Origin of the sequence: Nonomuraea sp. NPDC003709 (assembly GCF_040610775.1) — a bacterium.
In the GTDB taxonomy this organism is placed as follows: domain Bacteria; phylum Actinomycetota; class Actinomycetes; order Streptosporangiales; family Streptosporangiaceae; genus Nonomuraea; species Nonomuraea angiospora_A.
Map to the genome: position 1 here is coordinate 153,736 of NZ_JBEXMW010000001.1, position 17,647 is coordinate 171,382.

General features: G+C 70.1%; 18 protein-coding genes. 11 read left to right on the forward strand and 7 right to left on the reverse strand.

What is annotated here, in order from left to right:
- Window positions 1-110 precede the first annotated feature (110 nt).
- The 3 genes from ABZX61_RS00810 to ABZX61_RS00820 all read right to left on the reverse strand — a co-directional run bounded on the left by ABZX61_RS00810 (window position 111) and on the right by ABZX61_RS00820 (window position 2,520).
- Window positions 111-368: a WhiB family transcriptional regulator gene (locus ABZX61_RS00810; RefSeq protein ID WP_355190398.1), complete on the reverse strand. Its 258-nt coding sequence runs from the start codon at window positions 366-368 to the stop codon at window positions 111-113.
- Between the two features lie 101 nt (window positions 369-469).
- Window positions 470-1,114 carry a neutral zinc metallopeptidase gene (locus tag ABZX61_RS00815; protein WP_355190400.1) on the reverse strand — a complete coding sequence of 215 codons (645 nt, stop codon included), beginning with the start codon at window positions 1,112-1,114 and terminating at the stop codon, window positions 470-472.
- Entirely contained in the window at window positions 1,111-2,520 is a 1,410-nt protein-coding gene (locus ABZX61_RS00820) for a glutamate--cysteine ligase (protein WP_355190402.1), read from the reverse strand. The genes ABZX61_RS00815 and ABZX61_RS00820 overlap by 4 nt, the downstream gene beginning before the upstream one ends.
- Before the next feature lie 723 nt (window positions 2,521-3,243).
- Here ABZX61_RS00820 and galE point away from each other — a divergent pair.
- From galE to ABZX61_RS00840, 4 genes are read left to right on the forward strand one after another with little or no spacing between them, the layout of a single operon-like run.
- Window positions 3,244-4,221 carry a UDP-glucose 4-epimerase GalE gene (galE, locus tag ABZX61_RS00825; RefSeq protein ID WP_350731189.1) on the forward strand — a complete coding sequence of 326 codons (978 nt, stop codon included), beginning with the start codon at window positions 3,244-3,246 and terminating at the stop codon, window positions 4,219-4,221.
- Between the two features lie 59 nt (window positions 4,222-4,280).
- Window positions 4,281-4,727, forward strand: a complete 447-nt coding sequence (locus ABZX61_RS00830; protein WP_350731191.1) for a MarR family transcriptional regulator — start codon at window positions 4,281-4,283, stop codon at window positions 4,725-4,727.
- Window positions 4,724-4,975 carry a zinc ribbon domain-containing protein gene (locus ABZX61_RS00835; RefSeq protein ID WP_355190404.1) on the forward strand — a complete coding sequence of 84 codons (252 nt, stop codon included), beginning with the start codon at window positions 4,724-4,726 and terminating at the stop codon, window positions 4,973-4,975. Before ABZX61_RS00830 ends, ABZX61_RS00835 begins: the two co-directional genes overlap by 4 nt.
- Window positions 4,972-5,322: a hypothetical protein gene (locus tag ABZX61_RS00840; RefSeq protein WP_355190406.1), complete on the forward strand. Its 351-nt coding sequence runs from the start codon at window positions 4,972-4,974 to the stop codon at window positions 5,320-5,322. The genes ABZX61_RS00835 and ABZX61_RS00840 overlap by 4 nt, the downstream gene beginning before the upstream one ends.
- Window positions 5,323-5,510: 188 nt before the next feature.
- Here ABZX61_RS00840 and ABZX61_RS00845 read toward each other — a convergent pair whose 3' ends face one another.
- A complete protein-coding gene (locus ABZX61_RS00845; RefSeq protein ID WP_350731196.1) occupies window positions 5,511-6,323 on the reverse strand; it encodes a hypothetical protein in 813 nt (270 codons plus the stop codon).
- 317 nt (window positions 6,324-6,640) lie between these two features.
- On the opposite strand from ABZX61_RS00845, the gene sucC reads away from it, so the two are divergent.
- The 3 genes from sucC (at window position 6,641) to ABZX61_RS00860 (ending at window position 10,622) form a co-directional block, all read left to right on the forward strand.
- On the forward strand, window positions 6,641-7,822 hold the full coding sequence (sucC, locus tag ABZX61_RS00850) for an ADP-forming succinate--CoA ligase subunit beta (protein WP_355190409.1): 1,182 nt from the start codon (window positions 6,641-6,643) through the stop codon (window positions 7,820-7,822).
- A 3-nt stretch (window positions 7,823-7,825) separates the two neighbouring features.
- Window positions 7,826-8,701 (forward strand): succinate--CoA ligase subunit alpha, encoded by an 876-nt coding sequence (gene sucD, locus ABZX61_RS00855; RefSeq protein ID WP_350731199.1) that lies wholly within the window; start codon window positions 7,826-7,828, stop codon window positions 8,699-8,701.
- Between the two features lie 295 nt (window positions 8,702-8,996).
- The gene (locus ABZX61_RS00860; RefSeq protein WP_355190411.1) at window positions 8,997-10,622 is read left to right on the forward strand and encodes a DUF6350 family protein; all 1,626 of its coding nucleotides are present in this window, start codon (window positions 8,997-8,999) and stop codon (window positions 10,620-10,622) included.
- Window positions 10,623-10,634: 12 nt separating this feature from the next.
- Here ABZX61_RS00860 and ABZX61_RS00865 read toward each other — a convergent pair whose 3' ends face one another.
- A complete protein-coding gene (locus tag ABZX61_RS00865; protein WP_350731203.1) occupies window positions 10,635-11,054 on the reverse strand; it encodes a hypothetical protein in 420 nt (139 codons plus the stop codon).
- 74 nt (window positions 11,055-11,128) lie between these two features.
- On the opposite strand from ABZX61_RS00865, the gene purN reads away from it, so the two are divergent.
- The 3 genes from purN to ABZX61_RS00880 all read left to right on the forward strand — a co-directional run bounded on the left by purN (window position 11,129) and on the right by ABZX61_RS00880 (window position 13,978).
- Window positions 11,129-11,758: a phosphoribosylglycinamide formyltransferase gene (gene purN / locus ABZX61_RS00870; protein WP_350731205.1), complete on the forward strand. Its 630-nt coding sequence runs from the start codon at window positions 11,129-11,131 to the stop codon at window positions 11,756-11,758.
- Window positions 11,755-13,293: a bifunctional phosphoribosylaminoimidazolecarboxamide formyltransferase/IMP cyclohydrolase gene (purH, locus tag ABZX61_RS00875; protein ID WP_355190413.1), complete on the forward strand. Its 1,539-nt coding sequence runs from the start codon at window positions 11,755-11,757 to the stop codon at window positions 13,291-13,293. Before purN ends, purH begins: the two co-directional genes overlap by 4 nt.
- Before the next feature lie 508 nt (window positions 13,294-13,801).
- Window positions 13,802-13,978, forward strand: a complete 177-nt coding sequence (locus ABZX61_RS00880) for a hypothetical protein (RefSeq protein ID WP_350731209.1) — start codon at window positions 13,802-13,804, stop codon at window positions 13,976-13,978.
- Between the two features lie 95 nt (window positions 13,979-14,073).
- Here the strand turns inward: ABZX61_RS00880 and ABZX61_RS00885 are convergent, their stop codons facing one another.
- Window positions 14,074-14,985, reverse strand: coding sequence for an ROK family protein (locus ABZX61_RS00885; RefSeq protein WP_355190415.1), 912 nt, complete (start codon window positions 14,983-14,985; stop codon window positions 14,074-14,076).
- Between the two features lie 289 nt (window positions 14,986-15,274).
- Here ABZX61_RS00885 and ABZX61_RS00890 point away from each other — a divergent pair, with 289 nt between their 5' ends.
- Entirely contained in the window at window positions 15,275-16,123 is an 849-nt protein-coding gene (locus tag ABZX61_RS00890) for a bifunctional methylenetetrahydrofolate dehydrogenase/methenyltetrahydrofolate cyclohydrolase (protein WP_350731213.1), read from the forward strand.
- Between the two features lie 56 nt (window positions 16,124-16,179).
- On the opposite strand, the gene ABZX61_RS00895 is transcribed toward ABZX61_RS00890, so the two are convergent.
- The gene (locus ABZX61_RS00895; protein ID WP_355190417.1) at window positions 16,180-17,640 is read right to left on the reverse strand and encodes a benzaldehyde dehydrogenase; all 1,461 of its coding nucleotides are present in this window, start codon (window positions 17,638-17,640) and stop codon (window positions 16,180-16,182) included.
- Between the last annotated feature and the right edge of the window lie 7 nt (window positions 17,641-17,647).

Sequence of the window (17,647 nt, forward strand, 5' to 3'; positions counted from 1 at the left end):
CACGCGCTTCGCCCACGCTCACGCGCTTCGCCCACGCTCACGCGCTTCGCCCACGCTCACGCGCTTCGCCCACGCTCACGCGCTTCGCCCACGCCGCCGGCCGATTGGTGTCAGGAGGCGGCTGGGCGGCGCCAGCCTGTGGGGAAGCGGCTGCGGCGGCGCTCCTCCGGGGTGAGGCCGCCCCAGATGCCCTCCGACTCGCCCGAACGTAACGCGTACGCGCGGCACTCTTCGATGACCTGGCAGCGCGCGCAGATCGCCTTGGCGCGGGCCTCCTGCAAGGGGGTGGGGGCGAGGGGGAAGAAGAGGTCAGGGTCGCTGGATCTGCACGCACCCCTTCGCAGCCAGCCGATCTCCTCCAATGGCATGGGTCAACGGTAGAGCGTGGGCATGATCAGATACATCATCCTCTGGGTTGACCCGCGTATACATCCTGGGGTCCGATCCGCGCCCCGCGTGTACGCCCCGGTCAGCACGCGTTCACACCGTCCCGGTAGCCGGTCGCGAACGACGTCTGGCGCTGCTCGGCCGTCCCGTGAGCCGACGGGTTCAGCCAGTCGTCCGTCGGGTCGCCCGCCGCCTCCAGGCTCGTGAGCAGCTCGTCCTCGTCGCCCGGTTGCGTGTCGAGCACGCCCGAGCGCACGAGCGCCGAGAGGGTCCCGCCCGCATAACAGTCGGCCTGGAGCTCCATTTGTACGTTGAGCTGGAAGTTCGTCTGGAGCTGCGCCTGGATCGCGTGCCCGAACTCGTGGGGAATGATCACATAGACCGACCCGTCGCCCATCTCGTTCCAGAGCGACTCCATCCAGGTCTGGTCAAAGGCGATGAAGTGGCCGATGGGGCAGTAGAAGGCGTTGTTCGGGACGGCGGGCTCGTTGCCGCAACTGGGTCCGGAGGTCCCGGAGTAGGGGACGAAGTCGGAGATAGGCCGATAAGTCCGCCCACTCTGCTGGAACTGCTGCGTCCAGAACGCCTCCGTCAGCGTACGGGCTGTGCGCACATCGTCCTCGAACGAGTCGGCCCCCTGGGTGTCCATGGACGGTCGCCTGCCCAGGCCGCAGGCGCCGACCAGGAGGACCAGGGCGAGGACCAGGATGCGCTTCACGGGCTTCACACGTCCCAAGTGTGCACGGGTTCGTTGGTGTGCATCCGCTCGATGTACTCGACCGTCATGGACCGCAACGCCTCGTGCCGGTCCCCGGAGACTTCTTCGTGCGCGCGCACGCGTTCCACCTGCCAGCTCGCCCCCGTACGGCCGGTCAGGCAGCGCCCCTCGATGATGCCGAGCAGCCGGTCGGCCACGGGACCGTCCACGCCCCACCTGGCCAGCCCCTCACGCGCCATGGGCAGCAGGCGCCGCAGGATCAGCTCGGCCGCCGGCACCTCACCCATGCCCGGCCAGTACAGCCGCGCGTCCAGCCCGTGCCGCGCCGCCGCGCCGAGGTTGTCCTCCGCCGCCTGGAACGACATCTGGCTCCAGATCGGCCGCTCGGCGTACGGCAGCACGCGCATCAACCCGTAGTAGAACGCCGCGTTCGCCGCGATGTCGGCCACGGTGGGCCCGGCGGGCAGCACGCGGTTCTCCACGCGCAGGTGCGGCACTCCGTCCACCACCGCGTACACCGGCCGGTTCCACCGGTAGATCGTGCCGTTGTGCAGGGTCAGCTCGTGCAGGTGGGGGATGCGGCCCTGTTCGAGTTCGGTACGGGGGTCCTCGTCCTCGCACAGGGGCAGCAGGGCCGGGTAATAGCTGACGTTCTCCTCGAACAGGTCGAAGACGCTCGTGATCCACCGCTCCCCGAACCACACCCTCGGCCGCACACCCTGCGTCTTCAGCTCGGCCGGCCGCGTGTCCGTGGCCTGCTCGAACAGGGTGATCCTGGTCTCGCGGTGCAACTCCTTGCCGAACAGGTACGGGGAGTTGGCCGCCACCGCCACCTGAGGCCCGGCGATGGCCTGGGCCGCGTTCCAGTGCGAGGCGAACGCGTCGGGGCTGACCTGCAGATGCAGTTGCACGCTCGTGCACGCGGCCTCGGGGGCGACGCTGTCCGCGTGGGTGTCCAGGCGCTCGACGCCCTCGATGGCCAGGTGCAGGTCCTCGCCTCGGGCCGCGAAGATCTGCTCGTTGAGCAGGCGGTAGCGGGGGTTCGCGGAGAGCGTGCCCTCACCGATGTCCTGCTCGCGCAGCGTGGGCAGGATGCCGATCAGTACGAGGTGACCGTCCTGGGAGCGGGCGCGTTCCTCGGCGTGGTTGAGCCGTGTCCTGACGTCGTCCTCCAGGAGGAGCGCGCCGTCGCCGCCCAGCTCCTGCGGCTCGATGTTGATCTCGATGTTGAACTGTCCCAGCTCCGTGGCCCAGTCCGGCTGCTCGATCGCGGCCAGCACCTGGGCGTTGCGCATGGCCGCCTCGCCGTACGCGTCCACGATGTTGAGCTCGATCTCCAGGCCGGCGAGGGGGCGCTCGATCTCAAAGCGGGACTCGCGCAACATCTGGGCGAAGACGTCGAGGCATCGATACACCTTTTCCCGATATTTCCGTCGGTCGTCCCGGCTGAAGACGACGCTTGGCACGTCTCTGCCCATATCAGGAAATGTCGCACGCCAACACCAGACCCAACAAGCCCAGATCACCACCCGTTTCCGATCCCGCGTCAGCCGGGCAGCCCCGGCCCCCTTGCTCCAGCGATTTCGGCCAGCCCGCAGGCGAACGCCGCCGCGCCGCTCGGTGCATGCCCGCGACGGTGGCGCTGGGCTTTCCCGGGGGTGGGGCTCCCCGGGGTGGGGCTCCTGGAGGGGGCGACGAGGGCGGATGCGGGGCGGGTCGCGGTGGTGGATGCGGCTATGGGCTGGGGCGTGCTCGCGACGGCGGCGCTGGCCCTCCCCGGGGGCGGTGGGGCTCCTGGGAGGCGCGGGCGAGGCCGGGTGGTGGTGCGGCCATGGGGTCGAGATGTGCTCCAGGGCCGCGCCGAGGGAGGCTCGGATGCGGCACGGCGGGTGAGTACCGCGAGGTGTGGTGGGCGAGTCTCGAGCGGCGGCGCATCGGGTGAGGCCCGGGGTAGGCGTACCAAGCGAGGCGGGGATGGGCGCACCGGGCGAGGCGCACCGGGCGAGGCGTGCCGAGTGAGGTCGGGATGGGCGCGTCGAGCGAGGTCCGGGACGGGGTGCGGTGGGCGGAGTTCGGGGCGGCGGGGTGAGTGGGCGGGAGCCAGCCGTACAAGATGATTATGGGTTTAGGGTGCTGGGATGCGTGTATTGATTACTGGCGGGGCGGGATATATCGGGAGCACGGTCGCGTCGGCGTGCCTCGATGCCGGGATCGAGCCCGTCATTCTCGACAACCTCATCACGGGCAGGCGCGAGTTCGCGAAGGGGCGGGCGTTCTATGAAGGGGATATCAGCGACGGCCCGCTGATTGACAAGATATTCGCCGAATATCCGGATATTGAGGCTGTAGTCCACTGTGCCGCGCTCATTGTGGTCCCCGACTCCGTCGCCGACCCCATCGGCTACTACCGCGCGAACGTCACCAAGAGCCTCGAGTTCGTCGATCACCTGATCCGCAACGGCTGCACCCGGATGATCTTCAGCTCCTCCGCGTCCATCTACCGCACGGGCGACGACCACACGGTGAACGAGGACTCCCCCCTCGACCCCCAGAGCCCGTACGCGCGGACCAAGGCGGTCTGCGAGGCCATGTTCGCCGACATCGCCGCAGGCCGCCCGATCAGGATCCTCTCCCTGCGCTACTTCAACCCGATCGGCGCCGACCCCGAGATGCGCACCGGTCTGCAACTGCGGCGGCCCAGCCACGCCCTCGGCAAGATGATCGAGGCGTACGAGGACGGCATCCCCTTCCGGATCACCGGCACCGGCTACCCGACCAGGGACGGCACGGGCATCCGCGACTACGTCCACGTCTGGGACCTGGCGACGGCGCACGTGGCGGCGCTGCGGCGGTTCGACGAGCTGGACGTCGACGTGATCAACCTGGGCACCGGCGCCGGCACCACCGTCCGCGAGCTGGCCGAGGCGTTCAACCGCGTCGTCGACCGCCCGATCGAGGTCGTCGAGACCGACCCGCGGCCCGGCGACGTGGCCGGCGCCTACACCCGCAGCGACCGCGCCCGCAGCCTGCTGGACTGGCAGGCCCGCTACTCCGTCGAGGAGGGCATCAGGCATTCGCTCGAATGGGCGGGCCTGCGGGAGTCCCGGCTCGGGTAGACCCCGGGCTTGCGGCGGAGTAAAGTTCGTACACGAATAGTTCGTACACGAAAGAAGTGATGGAAGAAGCGGAGGCGGCCCGCGAGGTCGCGCGGCTCTACCCTGCGATCTACCGGCGGTTCAAGGCGTCCAAGCGACCGATCGCGGCCGGGCTGACCGCCAGGATGCACGCCGTGCTCGGCCACCTGCAGGCCGCCGGGCCGCTCACTCTGAGCGAGCTGGCCGAGCACCTGCAACTGTCCAAGGCCGCGACGACCGAGCTGGTCAACCGGGTCGAGGAACGCGGCCTGGTGGGCAGGATCAGGGACGAGCGCGACCGGCGGCGGGTGTTCGTGTGGGTCACGGACGAAGGGCGGGCGGCCTTCGCGGCGGCCGCGCCGCGGGTGCTCGAGGACGACCTGCTGGCGCGGGCCGTACGTCAGATGACGTCCCAGGAGCGCGAAGGGCTCGTCACGGGGCTCCGGGCGCTCCTCAGGGGCGAAGACCCAGGAGAGGACGAGCCGTGAACTGCCAGAGCTGCGGGATGCCCATGCGGACCGCCGACGACCACGCCCCCGGTCACCCGGACAGCACGTGGTGCCGGATGTGCGCCAAGCCGGACGGGACGCTGCAGGACTTCGACGAGCGGTTCGAGCGCATGGTGCAGTGGCAGACCCAGCGCACCGGCCAGGCCAGGGCCGAGGCCGAGGAGGCCACCAGGGCCTACATGCGCTCGATGCCCGCCTGGCGCGACCACCCGAGGCTCGCGTCATGAGGATCCTCGGCGTCGACAACATCCTGGTCGGGGTCGCGGACCTGGCGCGGGCCCGGGAGTTCTACGGGGGTGTGCTGGGGCTGGAGGAGAGATTCGCGACGGGGGAGCTGGCGCTGTTCGCGATCGGGGAGGAGACCCCGGGGCTGCTGGTACGGGTCCAGGAGGGCGGGCCGGGCTCCATGCGCGTATGGCTGGAGGTGCCCGACGCCCGTGCGGCGGCCGATGAGCTGGGGATCGAGCCGTTCGAGGTGTTCACGGGGTGGACGGTCGAGGTCGCCGACCCCTGGGGGAACATCATCGGCCTGACCGACTACACCAAACAGCCTCACTTGGCCCGCGCGGGCTGAGGACCGCCTGTCGGGAGGCGAGCGCTTGTGGCCCCGCCCAGGCACGGACTGGCTCTTCAGCGCCTTCACTGGATCAGGGGTCGGGTGCGGCGGTGACCACCGCCGCCACCAGAACTCGCTTATGCGCATCCTTGAAGAGGAGAAAGCCTCCTCCCGCCCGGCGGGCGGAAGGAGGCGGAGAGGGCTGCTCAGTTGGTGAGCGAGTTCAGGGAGTTGTTCGGGATCTCCAGCGGAACGTCGCTGTCCTCACCGAGGTCGTCCACGTCGACCCACAGGTCCTTGGCCGGAGCCTTGATCTTGACCTTGGATCCCCACCCGAGGTACCGGGTCTCGGTCTCGGAGCGGGTCTTGCCCAGGACGCCGAAGTCCAGGCTCCAGCCCGAGGTGAGCGTGGTGACCAGGCCCTTGGAGTTGACCTTCAGCGCGTAGTCAATCTTGATTTTGCCGATCGTGCCCGACAGCTTCTGGCCGTAGGCCTTGGCCAGTTCGCTGTACGTGAGGGCGCCCTTGTACGTGCCGCCCTTGAAGCTCTTGGCACGCGAAACCAGCGTCTTCAGCACCTTCGGCTCGAAGATGTCGAGGATCTGGTTGTAGGTGCCGCCGGTCGCCTCGCCACCGCCGTAGCGAACCCACTTCTTGCCCTCAGGCAGGTCCTCGGTGAACAGCCCGCCCTGAACGTAGCTGTAGCCGCCGACCGTGATGATGCGCGGCGGGGCGAGCGCGGCCGCAAGGCTCTTGTCCTTGCTGGGCCTGCGGGTCCGGAGATCGCTCGCGACGATTCCGGACTTGCCGAACTCGAAAGAGCCGAGCGTCGTGCTGACCCCGACGCCCTTGCCGTCCATGGACATCCGGGTCTTCTCGGAGATCCGTACACCGTGCCCCGCGACGAACTGCTTCTTGAGCGCCTTCACCGGGTCCACCGGCGCGGCCTGCGCGGCAGGTGTGGCGGTAACGAGCGCTGCGGCCGTGGTTAACGCCAAGCCCGCGAGAATTCGCTTCATACGATTTCCCCGTTCGATTCAAAAGGAGAGGGAGCAGAAGCCTGCCAATAGAAGATCACGACCATATATCGACAGCCGGGGCACGCGATGCCAAAACGGTGCATTTTTCGTGCAGGGTCGGCCTGGAGAAGTGAGATGACCGTCACAGAGCGGAAGAACCATGCCCCCATGACCTGTGCAGGTCAAGCTTCGGGCTAGGCTTTACCGGCGGAAACGCCCGGCACGCACGGGTTGCCCGGAGCGTCGAACATCAGTCGGAAAAGCAGGGCGCGAACCCGACAGAGGGTGAGCGACCAAACGGAAGAGGACGGACCCTCGTGGACCTGTTCGAACATCAGGCGAAGGAGCTCTTCGCCGACTACGGCATCCCGGTGCCACGCGGCATCGTCGCACACAACGTGGAGGAGGCGCGGTCGGCCGCCGAGGAGCTGACCGGCCGCGTTGTCGTCAAGGCCCAGGTCAAGACCGGTGGCCGAGGCAAAGCCGGAGGCGTCAAGGTGGCCGACGACGCGGCCGACGCCGTGACGAAGGCCGAAGCCATCCTCGGCATGGACATCAAGGGCCACACGGTCCACAAGGTCCTCGTCGAGGAGGCCAGCGCGATCGCGGAGGAGTACTACTTCTCCTTCCTGCTCGACCGCGCGAACCGTACCTTCCTCGCCATCTGCTCCGCCGCGGGCGGTATGGACATCGAAGAGGTCGCCCACACCGCGCCCGAGAAGGTCGCCAAGGTGCCGGTCTCGGCGCTGACCGGCATCGACCGCGCGAAGGCCCGCGAGATCGCGGTGGCCGGCGGCCTGCCGGAGAAGGCGCTCGACGGCGCCGCCGACCTCATCGAGAAGCTCTGGTGCTGCTTCGTCGACGAGGACGCCACCCTCGTCGAGGTCAACCCCATGATCCTGTCGGCCGACGGCCAGGTAAAGGCCCTCGACGGCAAGGTCACGCTCGACGACAACGCCGGCTTCCGCCAGGCCGACCACGAGGCGCTCGCCGACAAGGCGGCCGAGGACCCCCTCGAGGCCAAGGCCAAGGAGAAGGACCTCAACTACGTCAAGCTCGACGGTGACGTCGGCATCATCGGCAACGGCGCGGGCCTGGTCATGTCCACGCTCGACGTGGTGGCCTACGCGGGCGAGCAGTTCCCCGGCAAGCCGTCCCCCGCGAACTTCCTCGACATCGGCGGTGGCGCCTCGGCCGAGGTCATGGCCGCGGGCCTGGAGATCATCCTCTCCGACCCGAGCGTCAAGTCGATCTTCGTGAACGTCTTCGGCGGCATCACCGCCTGCGACGCCGTCGCCAACGGCATCGTCTCGGCGTTCAAGCTGCTGGAGAGCCGCGGCGAGGCTGTGACCCACCCGCTCGTGGTCCGCCTCGACGGCAACAACGCCCTGCTCGGGCGGCAGATCCTGGCCGACGCCGCGCTCCCGCGGGTCGAGCTGGTAGACACGATGGACGACGCGGCCAAGCGTGCCGCCGAGCTCGCTGCGGTAGGTGCGTGACCCATGGCCATCTGGTTGACTGAGAACAGCAAGATCATCGTTCAGGGCATGACCGGCGGCGAGGGCACCAAGCACACCCGCCGCATGCTCGCCTCCGGCGCCCGCGTCGTCGGCGGCGTGAACGCCCGCAAGGCCGGCATCACGCACGAGGGCCTGCCGGTGTTCGGGACGGTCAAGGACGCCATGGAGAAGACCGGCGCCGACGTGTCGGTCGTGTTCGTGCCGCCGGCGTTCACCAAGGACGCGGTCATCGAGGCCATCGACGCCGAGATCCCGCTGTGCGTGGTGATCACCGAGGGCGTCCCGGTCCACGACAGCACCGCGTTCTGGGCGTACGCCGTCTCCAAGGGCAACAAGACCCGCATCATCGGCCCCAACTGCCCCGGCATCGCCTCCCCCGGTGCCTCCAACGCGGGCATCATCCCGGCCGACATCACCACCGCGGGCCGCATCGGCCTGGTCTCGAAGTCGGGCACGCTGACGTACCAGCTGATGTACGAGCTGCGTGACTTCGGCTTCTCGACCGCTGTGGGCATCGGTGGCGACCCCGTCATCGGCACGACCCACATCGACGCGCTCCAGGCGTTCCAGGAGGACCCGGGCACCGACGCGATCGTCATGATCGGCGAGATCGGCGGTGACGCCGAGGAGCGGGCCGCCGCCTACATCGAGCAGCACGTCACCAAGCCGGTCGTGGCCTACGTCGCGGGCTTCACCGCCCCCGAGGGCAAGACCATGGGCCACGCCGGCGCCATCGTGTCGGGCTCCGCGGGCACCGCCCAGGCCAAGAAGGAGGCCCTGGAGAAGGTCGGCGTCCGCGTCGGCAAGACCCCCTCCGAGACCGCCCGCCTCATGCGCGAGATCATGCAGGCGCGCTGATCACCGGGTTTCCGTTTTCCGAAAGCCCCGTGCGGTTCGCACCGCACGGGGCTTTCCCCTCCCCACCTTTTACGCTTGCGGCGGGCAACCCACCCGCCGCACGTGGCCGGCCCCTGTCCAGGGAGACGGTCACGAGGTGCGCGGGGCCGGCCGCCGTTACGCCGCCCCGTGGGCCGTCTCCGTGGCCGGTCCGGGGCCCGGAGGACAAATCGGGTGTAGTTCGGCGTCACAAAGTGGGTGCACGGCGGCGCGTCAACCAAGCGCCGGTCGGGAAACCTTGAGAAAATCGCCTACTGTGACGGCGATTCTCGACCAGTTGCGTGCTGCCCCCCGGTCGATGCTAGGCAAGCTCCCCGGGAGCTCGGGCGACGACGACGAGACGAGGCGGCCGCTACCCGTGTCCGGGATGCTGGCCGCCGCCGCCACGCTGGGCGTCGGGCTGGCCGCGCTCACCACGCTCACCCTCGTCGGCTGGATCGCCGCGCCGCGCGGCACGCTGGGCACGGGGCTGCCGGGAGTGTTCCGTACTGCGGCGCAGCTCTGGCTGGCCGCGCACCACGCCGGGTTCGCGATCCAGGGCGGGCGGGTCGGGCTGCTGCCGCTGGGGCTGATCGTGCTGCCCGCCGTACTCCTCTACCGCGCCGGGCGGTGGATGGCCCGCGACGCCGACCTGCGGCTGCGGCTGCCCGCCCGGTTGCCGAAGAACAGCCCCAAGGAGCAGGCCGGGGCCCGTCGCCGCGCCCAGCTCGCCGTGGTCGTCCAGGCGGGGGTGTCGCTGGCGGCGCCGTACGCGCTGCTCGCGGGGTTGATCGCGCTCGCGGCGAGCAACGAGATCACGCAGCCGTTCATCGGCGAGGCGTTGCTCAGCCACTTCGTGCTGGCGTTCCTGGCGGGGTCGCTGGCCACGGCGCGGATGATCGGGCCCTGGCGGGTGATGCTGCGGCTGCTGCCCGAGCGCATACGCGCGCTCACCGTCGGCACGGCGGTCGCCACGGCGTTGCTGCTCGTGGCCGGGCTCGCGCTGGTGCTGGTCGCCATCGTGCTGAACTTCGGGCAGGTCAAGGAGCTGTCAGACGTGCTCTCGCCGGGGCTCGTCGGCGGCGTGCTGCTGTTGCTGCTGCAGCTCCTCTACCTGCTGAACGCCGTCGTCTGGGCCTCGTCCTACATCGCCGGGCCCGGGTTCGCGATCGGCGCCGAGACCCTGGTCGCGCCCACGGGGGTGCAACTCGGCACGGTGCCGAGCCTGCCGCTGCTGGGGGCGTTGCCGGAGAGCGGGCCCGTGCCGGGGTGGATGATGGCGGTGGTCGCGGTGCCGTTCGCGGCCGGGGCCGTCGCGGGCGTCATGGTGGCCCGGATCTCGCCGTCGCCCTCCTACGAGGCGGCGCCGCTGTGGGGGTTCCTCAGCGGGGTCGTCACCGGGCTCGTGGCGGGACTGCTGGCGGCACTCTCCGGCGGGCCCATCGGCGGCGGGCGGCTGGCCACGATCGGGCCCTCGCCCTGGGAGGTGGCGCTCTCCGTCGCGGTGGAGGTCGGCGTGGCCGCGGGCATCTCCGCCGGCGTGGCCAACCTGCTGCTGCTCAACAAGCGCGCCCGCACGCCGCTCGACAAGGCGGCCGCCCCCGTACGCAAGGCCGGGGCCGCCATCGCCAAGGCGGCGAGCAAGGTCGGCCTGGCCGAGTCGGACCCGCGCCCGCTGCCCGGTCACTGGATGGACGCCACCGAGGCCGACACTCAGGAGATCCCGGTCATCCGGGACGACTGGCAGGACGAGCACGCCTCAGCCGAGGCAGAGACGCTGGCCCAGGCCCGCCCGCGCCTGCCGCAGCCCGACCGCCCGCCCCGCAAGGACATCGTGGACGAGTCGGACGACCGCGGCGGCCACGTCATCTACCTCGACCCGTACGCCTGGGACCGCGACTGACCCGCGTCCGGCTCAGGGCTGCACGGTGCCGAGCAGCTGCAGCACGTCGGCGGGCAGCTTGCGCTGGGCCGCGTCCCTGAACTGCGTGAAGCACTCGCCCTGCGCAGAAACGGTCCCCGCGCCCTTCATGCACTCCTGGTAGGCCGAGTATTCGTCCATCAGGTACAGCTGCATCCCCGTGGCCATGGCCGACAGCGCCAGCGCGATCGAGGAGATCGTGATGCCGCCCACGGCGACGCCTGTGGACCGGCCCGCGGACTTCAGCAGCGGCAGCGCCCGGATCCCCGCCACGAGCGCGAACAGCGCCATGACCAGGCCTGCGAGCGGCAACATGAACGTCATGGCCAGCGCTGCGATGGACAACCAGATCGCGCGGCGACCCGCCGAATCGGCGGGCTGCTGGCCTGCCGGTGCCTGCACCGGTGTCGACACCTGACCTCCTCTGCGTCGCCGGGCGAGGAACCGATATTCTGACACCCCCACCCTGTTTCCTTATTGGAGTGTGCGTGTCTAAGGCTGGGCGGCTCGTCGTCCTCGTCTCCGGCTCTGGAACCAACCTACAGGCCCTGCTGGACGCTTCCGCCGACCCGTCGTACGGGGTTCGTGTGGTCGCGGTCGGTGCGGACAGGGATGGGATCGAAGGGCTGGCCAGAGCAACGAGGGCACAAGTCCCAACTTTTGTTGAAAAATTGGGCGATTATGCGACGCGGGCGGAATGGGATTCCGCCATCGCGGCCAGAATCGCAGCGTACGAGCCTGACCTGGTGGTGTCGGCGGGTTTCATGAAAATTCTGGGGCCGCCGACCCTCGACGCCTTTCCCGTGCTGAACACGCACCCCGCGCTGCTGCCGTCGTTCCCCGGCGCGCACGGCGTGCGGGACGCGCTCGCCCACGGGGTCAAGGTGACCGGCTGCACGGTGATGCTGGCCGACTCCGGCGTCGACACCGGGCCGATCGTCGCCCAGGAGGCGGTGTCCGTGCTCCCGGACGACGACGAGGCGGTCCTGCACGAGCGCATCAAGACCGTCGAGCGGCGCCTGCTCGTCGAGATCGTCGGCCGGATGGCTCGCGAGGGCTGGACGGTCAGCGGACGCCAGGTCCGCATCGGCAACCTAACAGGAGGGGAATCCACGTGACACGCATCGCCATCCGGCGCGCGCTGATCGCTGTTTACGACAAGTCCGGGCTCGAGGAGCTGGCCAGAGCCCTCGACGGCGCCGGGGTGGAGATCGTCTCGACCGGTGGCACGGCCGCCGCGATCTCGTCGTTCGGGATCCCGGTGACCAAGGTCGAGCAGCTCACCGGGTTCCCGGAGTGCCTGGACGGGCGGGTCAAGACGCTGCACCCGCGCGTGCACGCCGGCCTGCTGGCCGACGTCACCAAGCCGCACCACGTGTCCCAGCTGGAGGAGCTGGAGATCGACCCGTTCCAGCTGGTCGTGGTCAACCTCTACCCGTTCCAGGAGACGGTGGCCTCCGGCGCGTCCGACGAGGAGTGCGTCGAGCAGATCGACATCGGCGGGCCCGCCATGATCCGCGGCGCCGCCAAGAACCACAACACCTGCGCCGTCGTGGTCGACCCCGGGTTCTACGGCGACGTGCTCAACGCGCTCGCCGAGGGCGGCTTCACGCTGGCCGAGCGCAGGGGGCTGGCGGGCATCGCGTACGCGCACACGGCCTCGTACGACGTGGCGGTGGCCAACTGGTTCGCGCGGACGTACGGGGAGGACCGGTTCCCGGCCTTCACGGGGGCGACGTACGAGCGCAAGGCCACGCTGCGCTACGGCGAGAACCCGCACCAGAGCGCCGCCCTCTACACGGCCGGCACGAGCGGGCTGGCCAACGCCGAGCAGCTGCACGGCAAGGAGATGTCGTACAACAACTACCTCGACTCCGACGCCGCCTGGCGGGCCGCCTGGGACTTCAGTGAGCCGTGCGTGGCCATCATCAAGCACCAGAACCCGTGCGGCATCGCCATCGGCGCCGACGTGGCCGAGGCGCACCGCAAGGCGCACGCGTGCGACCCCGTCTCGGCGTACGGCGGCGTGATCGCCGTCAACCGCGAGGTCACGGCCGAGCTGGCCCGGCAGATCGCCGACATCTTCACCGAGGTCGTCATCGCGCCGTCCTACGCGGCGGAGGCGCTGGAGGTCCTGCGGGCCAAGAAGAACCTGCGCCTGCTGGAGTGCCCGGAGGGGCCGTCGCGGCAGGTGGAGCTCCGCGAGATCGACGGCGGCGTCCTGGCGCAGTCCGTGGACAAGGTGGACGCGTCCGGCGACTCGGCCGCGCAGTGGGAGCTCAAGACCGGCACCCCGGCCTCGCCCGAGCAGCTGGCGGACCTGGAGTTCGCCTGGCGCGCCTGCCGCTCGGTGAAGTCCAACGCCATCCTGCTGGCCAGCGACGGGGCGACGGTGGGCGTGGGCATGGGCCAGGTCAACCGGGTCGACTCGTGCCGCCTGGCGGTCTCCAGGGCGGGCGAGCGCGCGGAGGGGGCGGTCGCGGCCTCGGACGCGTACTTCCCGTTCCCGGACGGGGCCCAGGTGCTGATTGACGCGGGCGTCCGGTTCATCGTGGAGCCCGGCGGCTCGATCCGGGACGAACTAGTCATCGAGGCCGCCGAAAAGGCCGGCATCACCCTCTACTTCACCGGCACCCGCCACTTCTTCCACTGACCCACCCACGGCAACCCGCACCTTCACCACCTCAGGGCCAGAACCCGCCTCTGGCCCTCACCTCACCCCGGTGGCCGTGCGAGGACTTCCTTGCCGCTCAGGGGTTCGTAGGGCGAGGCGGGGGACCTCCGTGCCGCCTGGGGCGTTCGTCGGGTACGGCGGACACCATCACCTCGCTCGGAAGGGGCCGTCGTGCACGGAGGGCTCGCCGCCTCCCTCGGGGCATTCGCCTGAGTACGGTGGGGGCCGCTGTGTCGCTCACGGTGGGGATCGCGGTGTTACCCAGGGCGGGACGATCGCCGTGCGAGGGGCCCCGGATTTGTCGACGCCCACGAGTCGGCGGTCCCGGGTGCTCATTGCGTGATGATCGTCCGATGGAGTCTTAATCGTCCGCTAAAGAGCGGCATTGACGATCATGTTGTCGTTTGGCCGTTTTATGGGCAAGCACGCGCCGGCTGCGGTTACCCTGAGTGCCACCCCTAGCTCGCCCAATCCCCCGGAGCCCCTCTTGCTCGAGTTGATCCTGCAGGTCTTCGTCACCATGAACGGCATTGCCACCAGCCCCTTCGTCCTCCTGGTGCTCGCCCTGATCGGGGCCTACCTCGGCAGCCGCGTGGTGGAGATCATCCCGATCACCCGCCGGATCATCGAACGCCGCGAGGCTCAGGCCGCCGAACGCGAGTAACCCACCGCTCCACCCCCATGGGCTGAACGTGATCGGCGCCTCCGCCGGTACGCCATCGATCGATCGCGTACCGGCAGGAGGCGTTCAAAGGCCGTCTAACGGGCCATAGACGCCAAACGGGCTGCTCCCGCCAGGGCTGCGTCCACGCCAAGGGTGCTCTGATGGACCTGCACCGCCCGGACGAACGCCAGCCCGGCCACGTCATCGAGGATGCGCTCCAGCGGATCGAACAGCACCTTCCCAGCCGCCGACACGCCACCCCCGATGACCACCGTGGTGATCTCGATCGCGGCCGCCGTGGAGGCGATCATTCCGGCCAGCGCCCGCGCGCCGCGTTCGAACGCCGCCACCGCGACCGGATCGCCCGCTGCCGCGTCTCTGGCGAGCGCTCGGGCGTCCGCCTTCTCCTCAGGTCCATCGAGGGCGGGGGACCAGCCGTTGTCCAAGGCCCAGCGGGCGAGGTTGGGTCCGCTGGCGTAGCGCTCGACACAGCCCCGGCCGCCGCACTCGCACCGCTCGCCGTTGGGGTCGATGGACATGTGGCCGACATGTCCGGCATTACCGGTCGGTCCCAGGAGCGGCATGCCGTCGATCACCAATCCGCCGCCGATCCCGGTGGACACGACGATGCCGAGCAGGGACGTACTGTCGCGTCCCGCTCCCAGCCAGTGCTCGCCGAGCGCGAAGCACTGTGCGTCACCGGCGAGCACGGTGGGCAGCCCTGTCAGCTTCCGCACCTCCTCGCGCAAGGGGAATCCGCGCCAGCTGGGCATGTTCACCGGGCTCACCGTCCCGGCGGTCAGGTCCAGCGGTCCGGCGCATCCGATCCCGACGGCTTCCGGCGGCGGGCCGCCCTCGGTCACTTCCGTGATGAGAGCCGCCAGGGCGGACATGACGTCCGTACGCGGCGTGGGCCGTGTACCGGAACGCAACACGGAACCTTCCTCGTCCACCAGCGCGGCGGCGAGCTTGGTCCCTCCGATGTCGATGGCAAGTACGCAGTTCATCAATGTTTGTGGTGGTTGTCGGGCTGGCGGGGGCCGCCAGGGTGTTCGAGTCCGGGCACGAGTTCGACCTTCTTGGCGCGCATGTTGCTGGCGCCCGCAACACTAAGCCCTTCCAAGATCAATGACAACGATGTCAACGATTGCCTGTGGATAACTGGGGCTGGCTACCTGGTTTCTGTGGATAACTTGTGGATACCCCGTCCCAGGATGGGCTTTCGGGGGCAAGGGCGGGTGGCCGCTGTTGGGAGTGGCGTGTTGAGGGCGTGAAGGGACGTGGAAGGATTGCCGCATGAGCGCAGTGAAACTCGACGGCAAGGCGACCGCCGCCAAGATAAAGGCAGACCTCACGACCCGAGTGGCCGCGCTCAAGGAACGCGGCATCACGCCCGGCCTGGGCACCGTTCTCGTGGGTGACGACCCCGGCAGCCAGATCTACGTCGCGGGCAAGCACCGCGACTGCGCCGAGGTGGGCATCGCCTCCATCCGCGTCGACCTCCCGGCGACCGCCACCCAGGCCCAGGTCGAGGCAGCCATCGACGAGCTCAACGCCTCACCCGAGTGCACCGGCTACATCGTCCAGCTCCCCCTCCCCAAGCACCTCGACGCGATGGCCCTGCTCGAGCGCATGGACCCGGCCAAGGACGCCGACGGCCTCCACCCGATCAACCTGGGCCGCCTCGTCCACATGGTCGACGCCCCGCTCCCGTGCACCCCGTACGGCATCGTGCTGCTCCTGCAGGAGTACGGCGTGCCGATCAAGGGCGCCGAGGTGGCCGTGGTCGGGCGCGGCATCACGGTGGGCCGTTCGCTCGGCCTGCTGCTCACCCGCCGCAGCGAGAACGCCACCGTGACCCTCTGTCACACCGGCACCCAGGACCTGGCCGGACACGTTCGCCGGGCGGACATCGTGGTGGCGGCGGCGGGCGTACCCGGTCTGATCACCCGTGACATGGTCAAGCCCGGCGCGGCCGTCCTCGACGTGGGGGTCTCCCGCGTCAACGGCAAGATCGCCGGTGACGTGGCGCTCGACGTGGCGGAGGTCGCGGGGTTCCTGACGCCCAACCCGGGCGGCGTCGGGCCCATGACCCGCGCTCTGCTGCTGTCCAACGTGGTGGAGGCCGCCGAGCGCTCCCTATGAGCTGCTGAACGCTCTCGACGTACGTGCGGCCGGCGCCCCGCGCCGGCCGCACACCCCTAGAACGGGTACGTGGCGATGTCCCCCTGCATGGTGACCCACTGCGTCTCGGTGAAGGCGTCGACGTTCGCCCCGGTGCCGCCGAACCGCGCCCCCGTCCCCGAGGCCCCCACCCCGCCGAACGGCGCCACGGCCTCGTCGTCCACGGTCTGGTCGTTGATGTGCACGATCCCCGTCGGCACCAGGTCGGCCAGCGCCATCCCCTTCATCACGTCCCGCGTGAGGATGCCCAGCGACAGACCGTACTCCGAGTCCGCGGCCAGCGCCGCAGCCTCCTCCAGCGTGGAGAACGTCGTCACCGGCGCCACCGGCCCGAACACCTCCTCCGCGTACGCCGGCGCGCTCACCGGCACCTCGGCCAGCACGGTCGGCCGGTAGAACAGCCCCTCGTACGTCCCCCCGGCGGCGAGCCGGGCCCCGGCGGAGACGCTCGCGGTGACCAGCTGGTGCACCCGGTCGCGCTGCCCGGCGTCGATCAGGGGCCCGAGCGCGACCTGCCCGGTGGCGGGGTCGCCCACCGGCAGCCCCGTGGCCTTGGCGGCCAGGCGCTCGACGTACTCCTCGGCCACGGCCTCGTGCACGAGGTGCCGTCCCGAGGTCATGCAGATCTGCCCCTGGTGGAAGAACGACGCCCACGCGCCCGCCGACGCGGCGGCCCCGAGGTCGGCGTCGTCGAAGACGACCAGCGCCGAGTTCCCGCCCAGCTCCAGGTGGACCCGCTTGAGCAGGCGCGCCGCCGCCTCCCCGACCTTGCGCCCGGCGGCGGTGGAGCCGGTGAAGGAGATCACGGGGATGTTCGGGTCGGCGACCAGCGCCTGACCGGCCTCGGGACCGCCGGGCAGCACGTGCAGGAGCCCGCTCGGCAGCCCGGCCTCCTCGAAGACCCGCGCGATCGCGAACCCGCCGCACACGGCCGTACGCTGGTCCGGCTTGAACACCACCGCGTTCCCCAGCGCCAGCGCCGGGGCGACCGACCGGATGCCCAGGATCAGCGGGAAGTTGAACGGCGCGATCACCCCCACGACCCCGACCGGCACCCGCCGCGCGAAGCTGAGCCGTTTGCGGGCCGTCGGCAGCACCTCGCCCAGGGGCTGCGAGGCCAGCGCCGCCGCCTCGTAGCACTCCTGCGCCGCCACGTGCGTCTCGAACCCGGCCTTGCCCGGCACGCCGCCGGACTCCCGGACGATCCAGTCCTGGATCTCCTGCGCGTGCTCCTCGAACAGCCGTCCGGCCCGCCGCAGCAGCGCCGCCCGCTCCTCGTACGGCGTGGCGGCCCACGCCCGCTGCTCCGACCGGGCCCGTACGGCGGCGGCCGCCACGTCGTCGGCGCCGGCGGTGCCCGCGCGGCCGAGTTCGTCGCCGGTGGCGGGCTCGGTGACGGGCGCGTCACCGGCGCGCGAGGCCGTCCATCCGCCGTCGAAGATCGATCCCGTCCAGATCTTGGGGTCGAGGAACGTCATGGTGAGC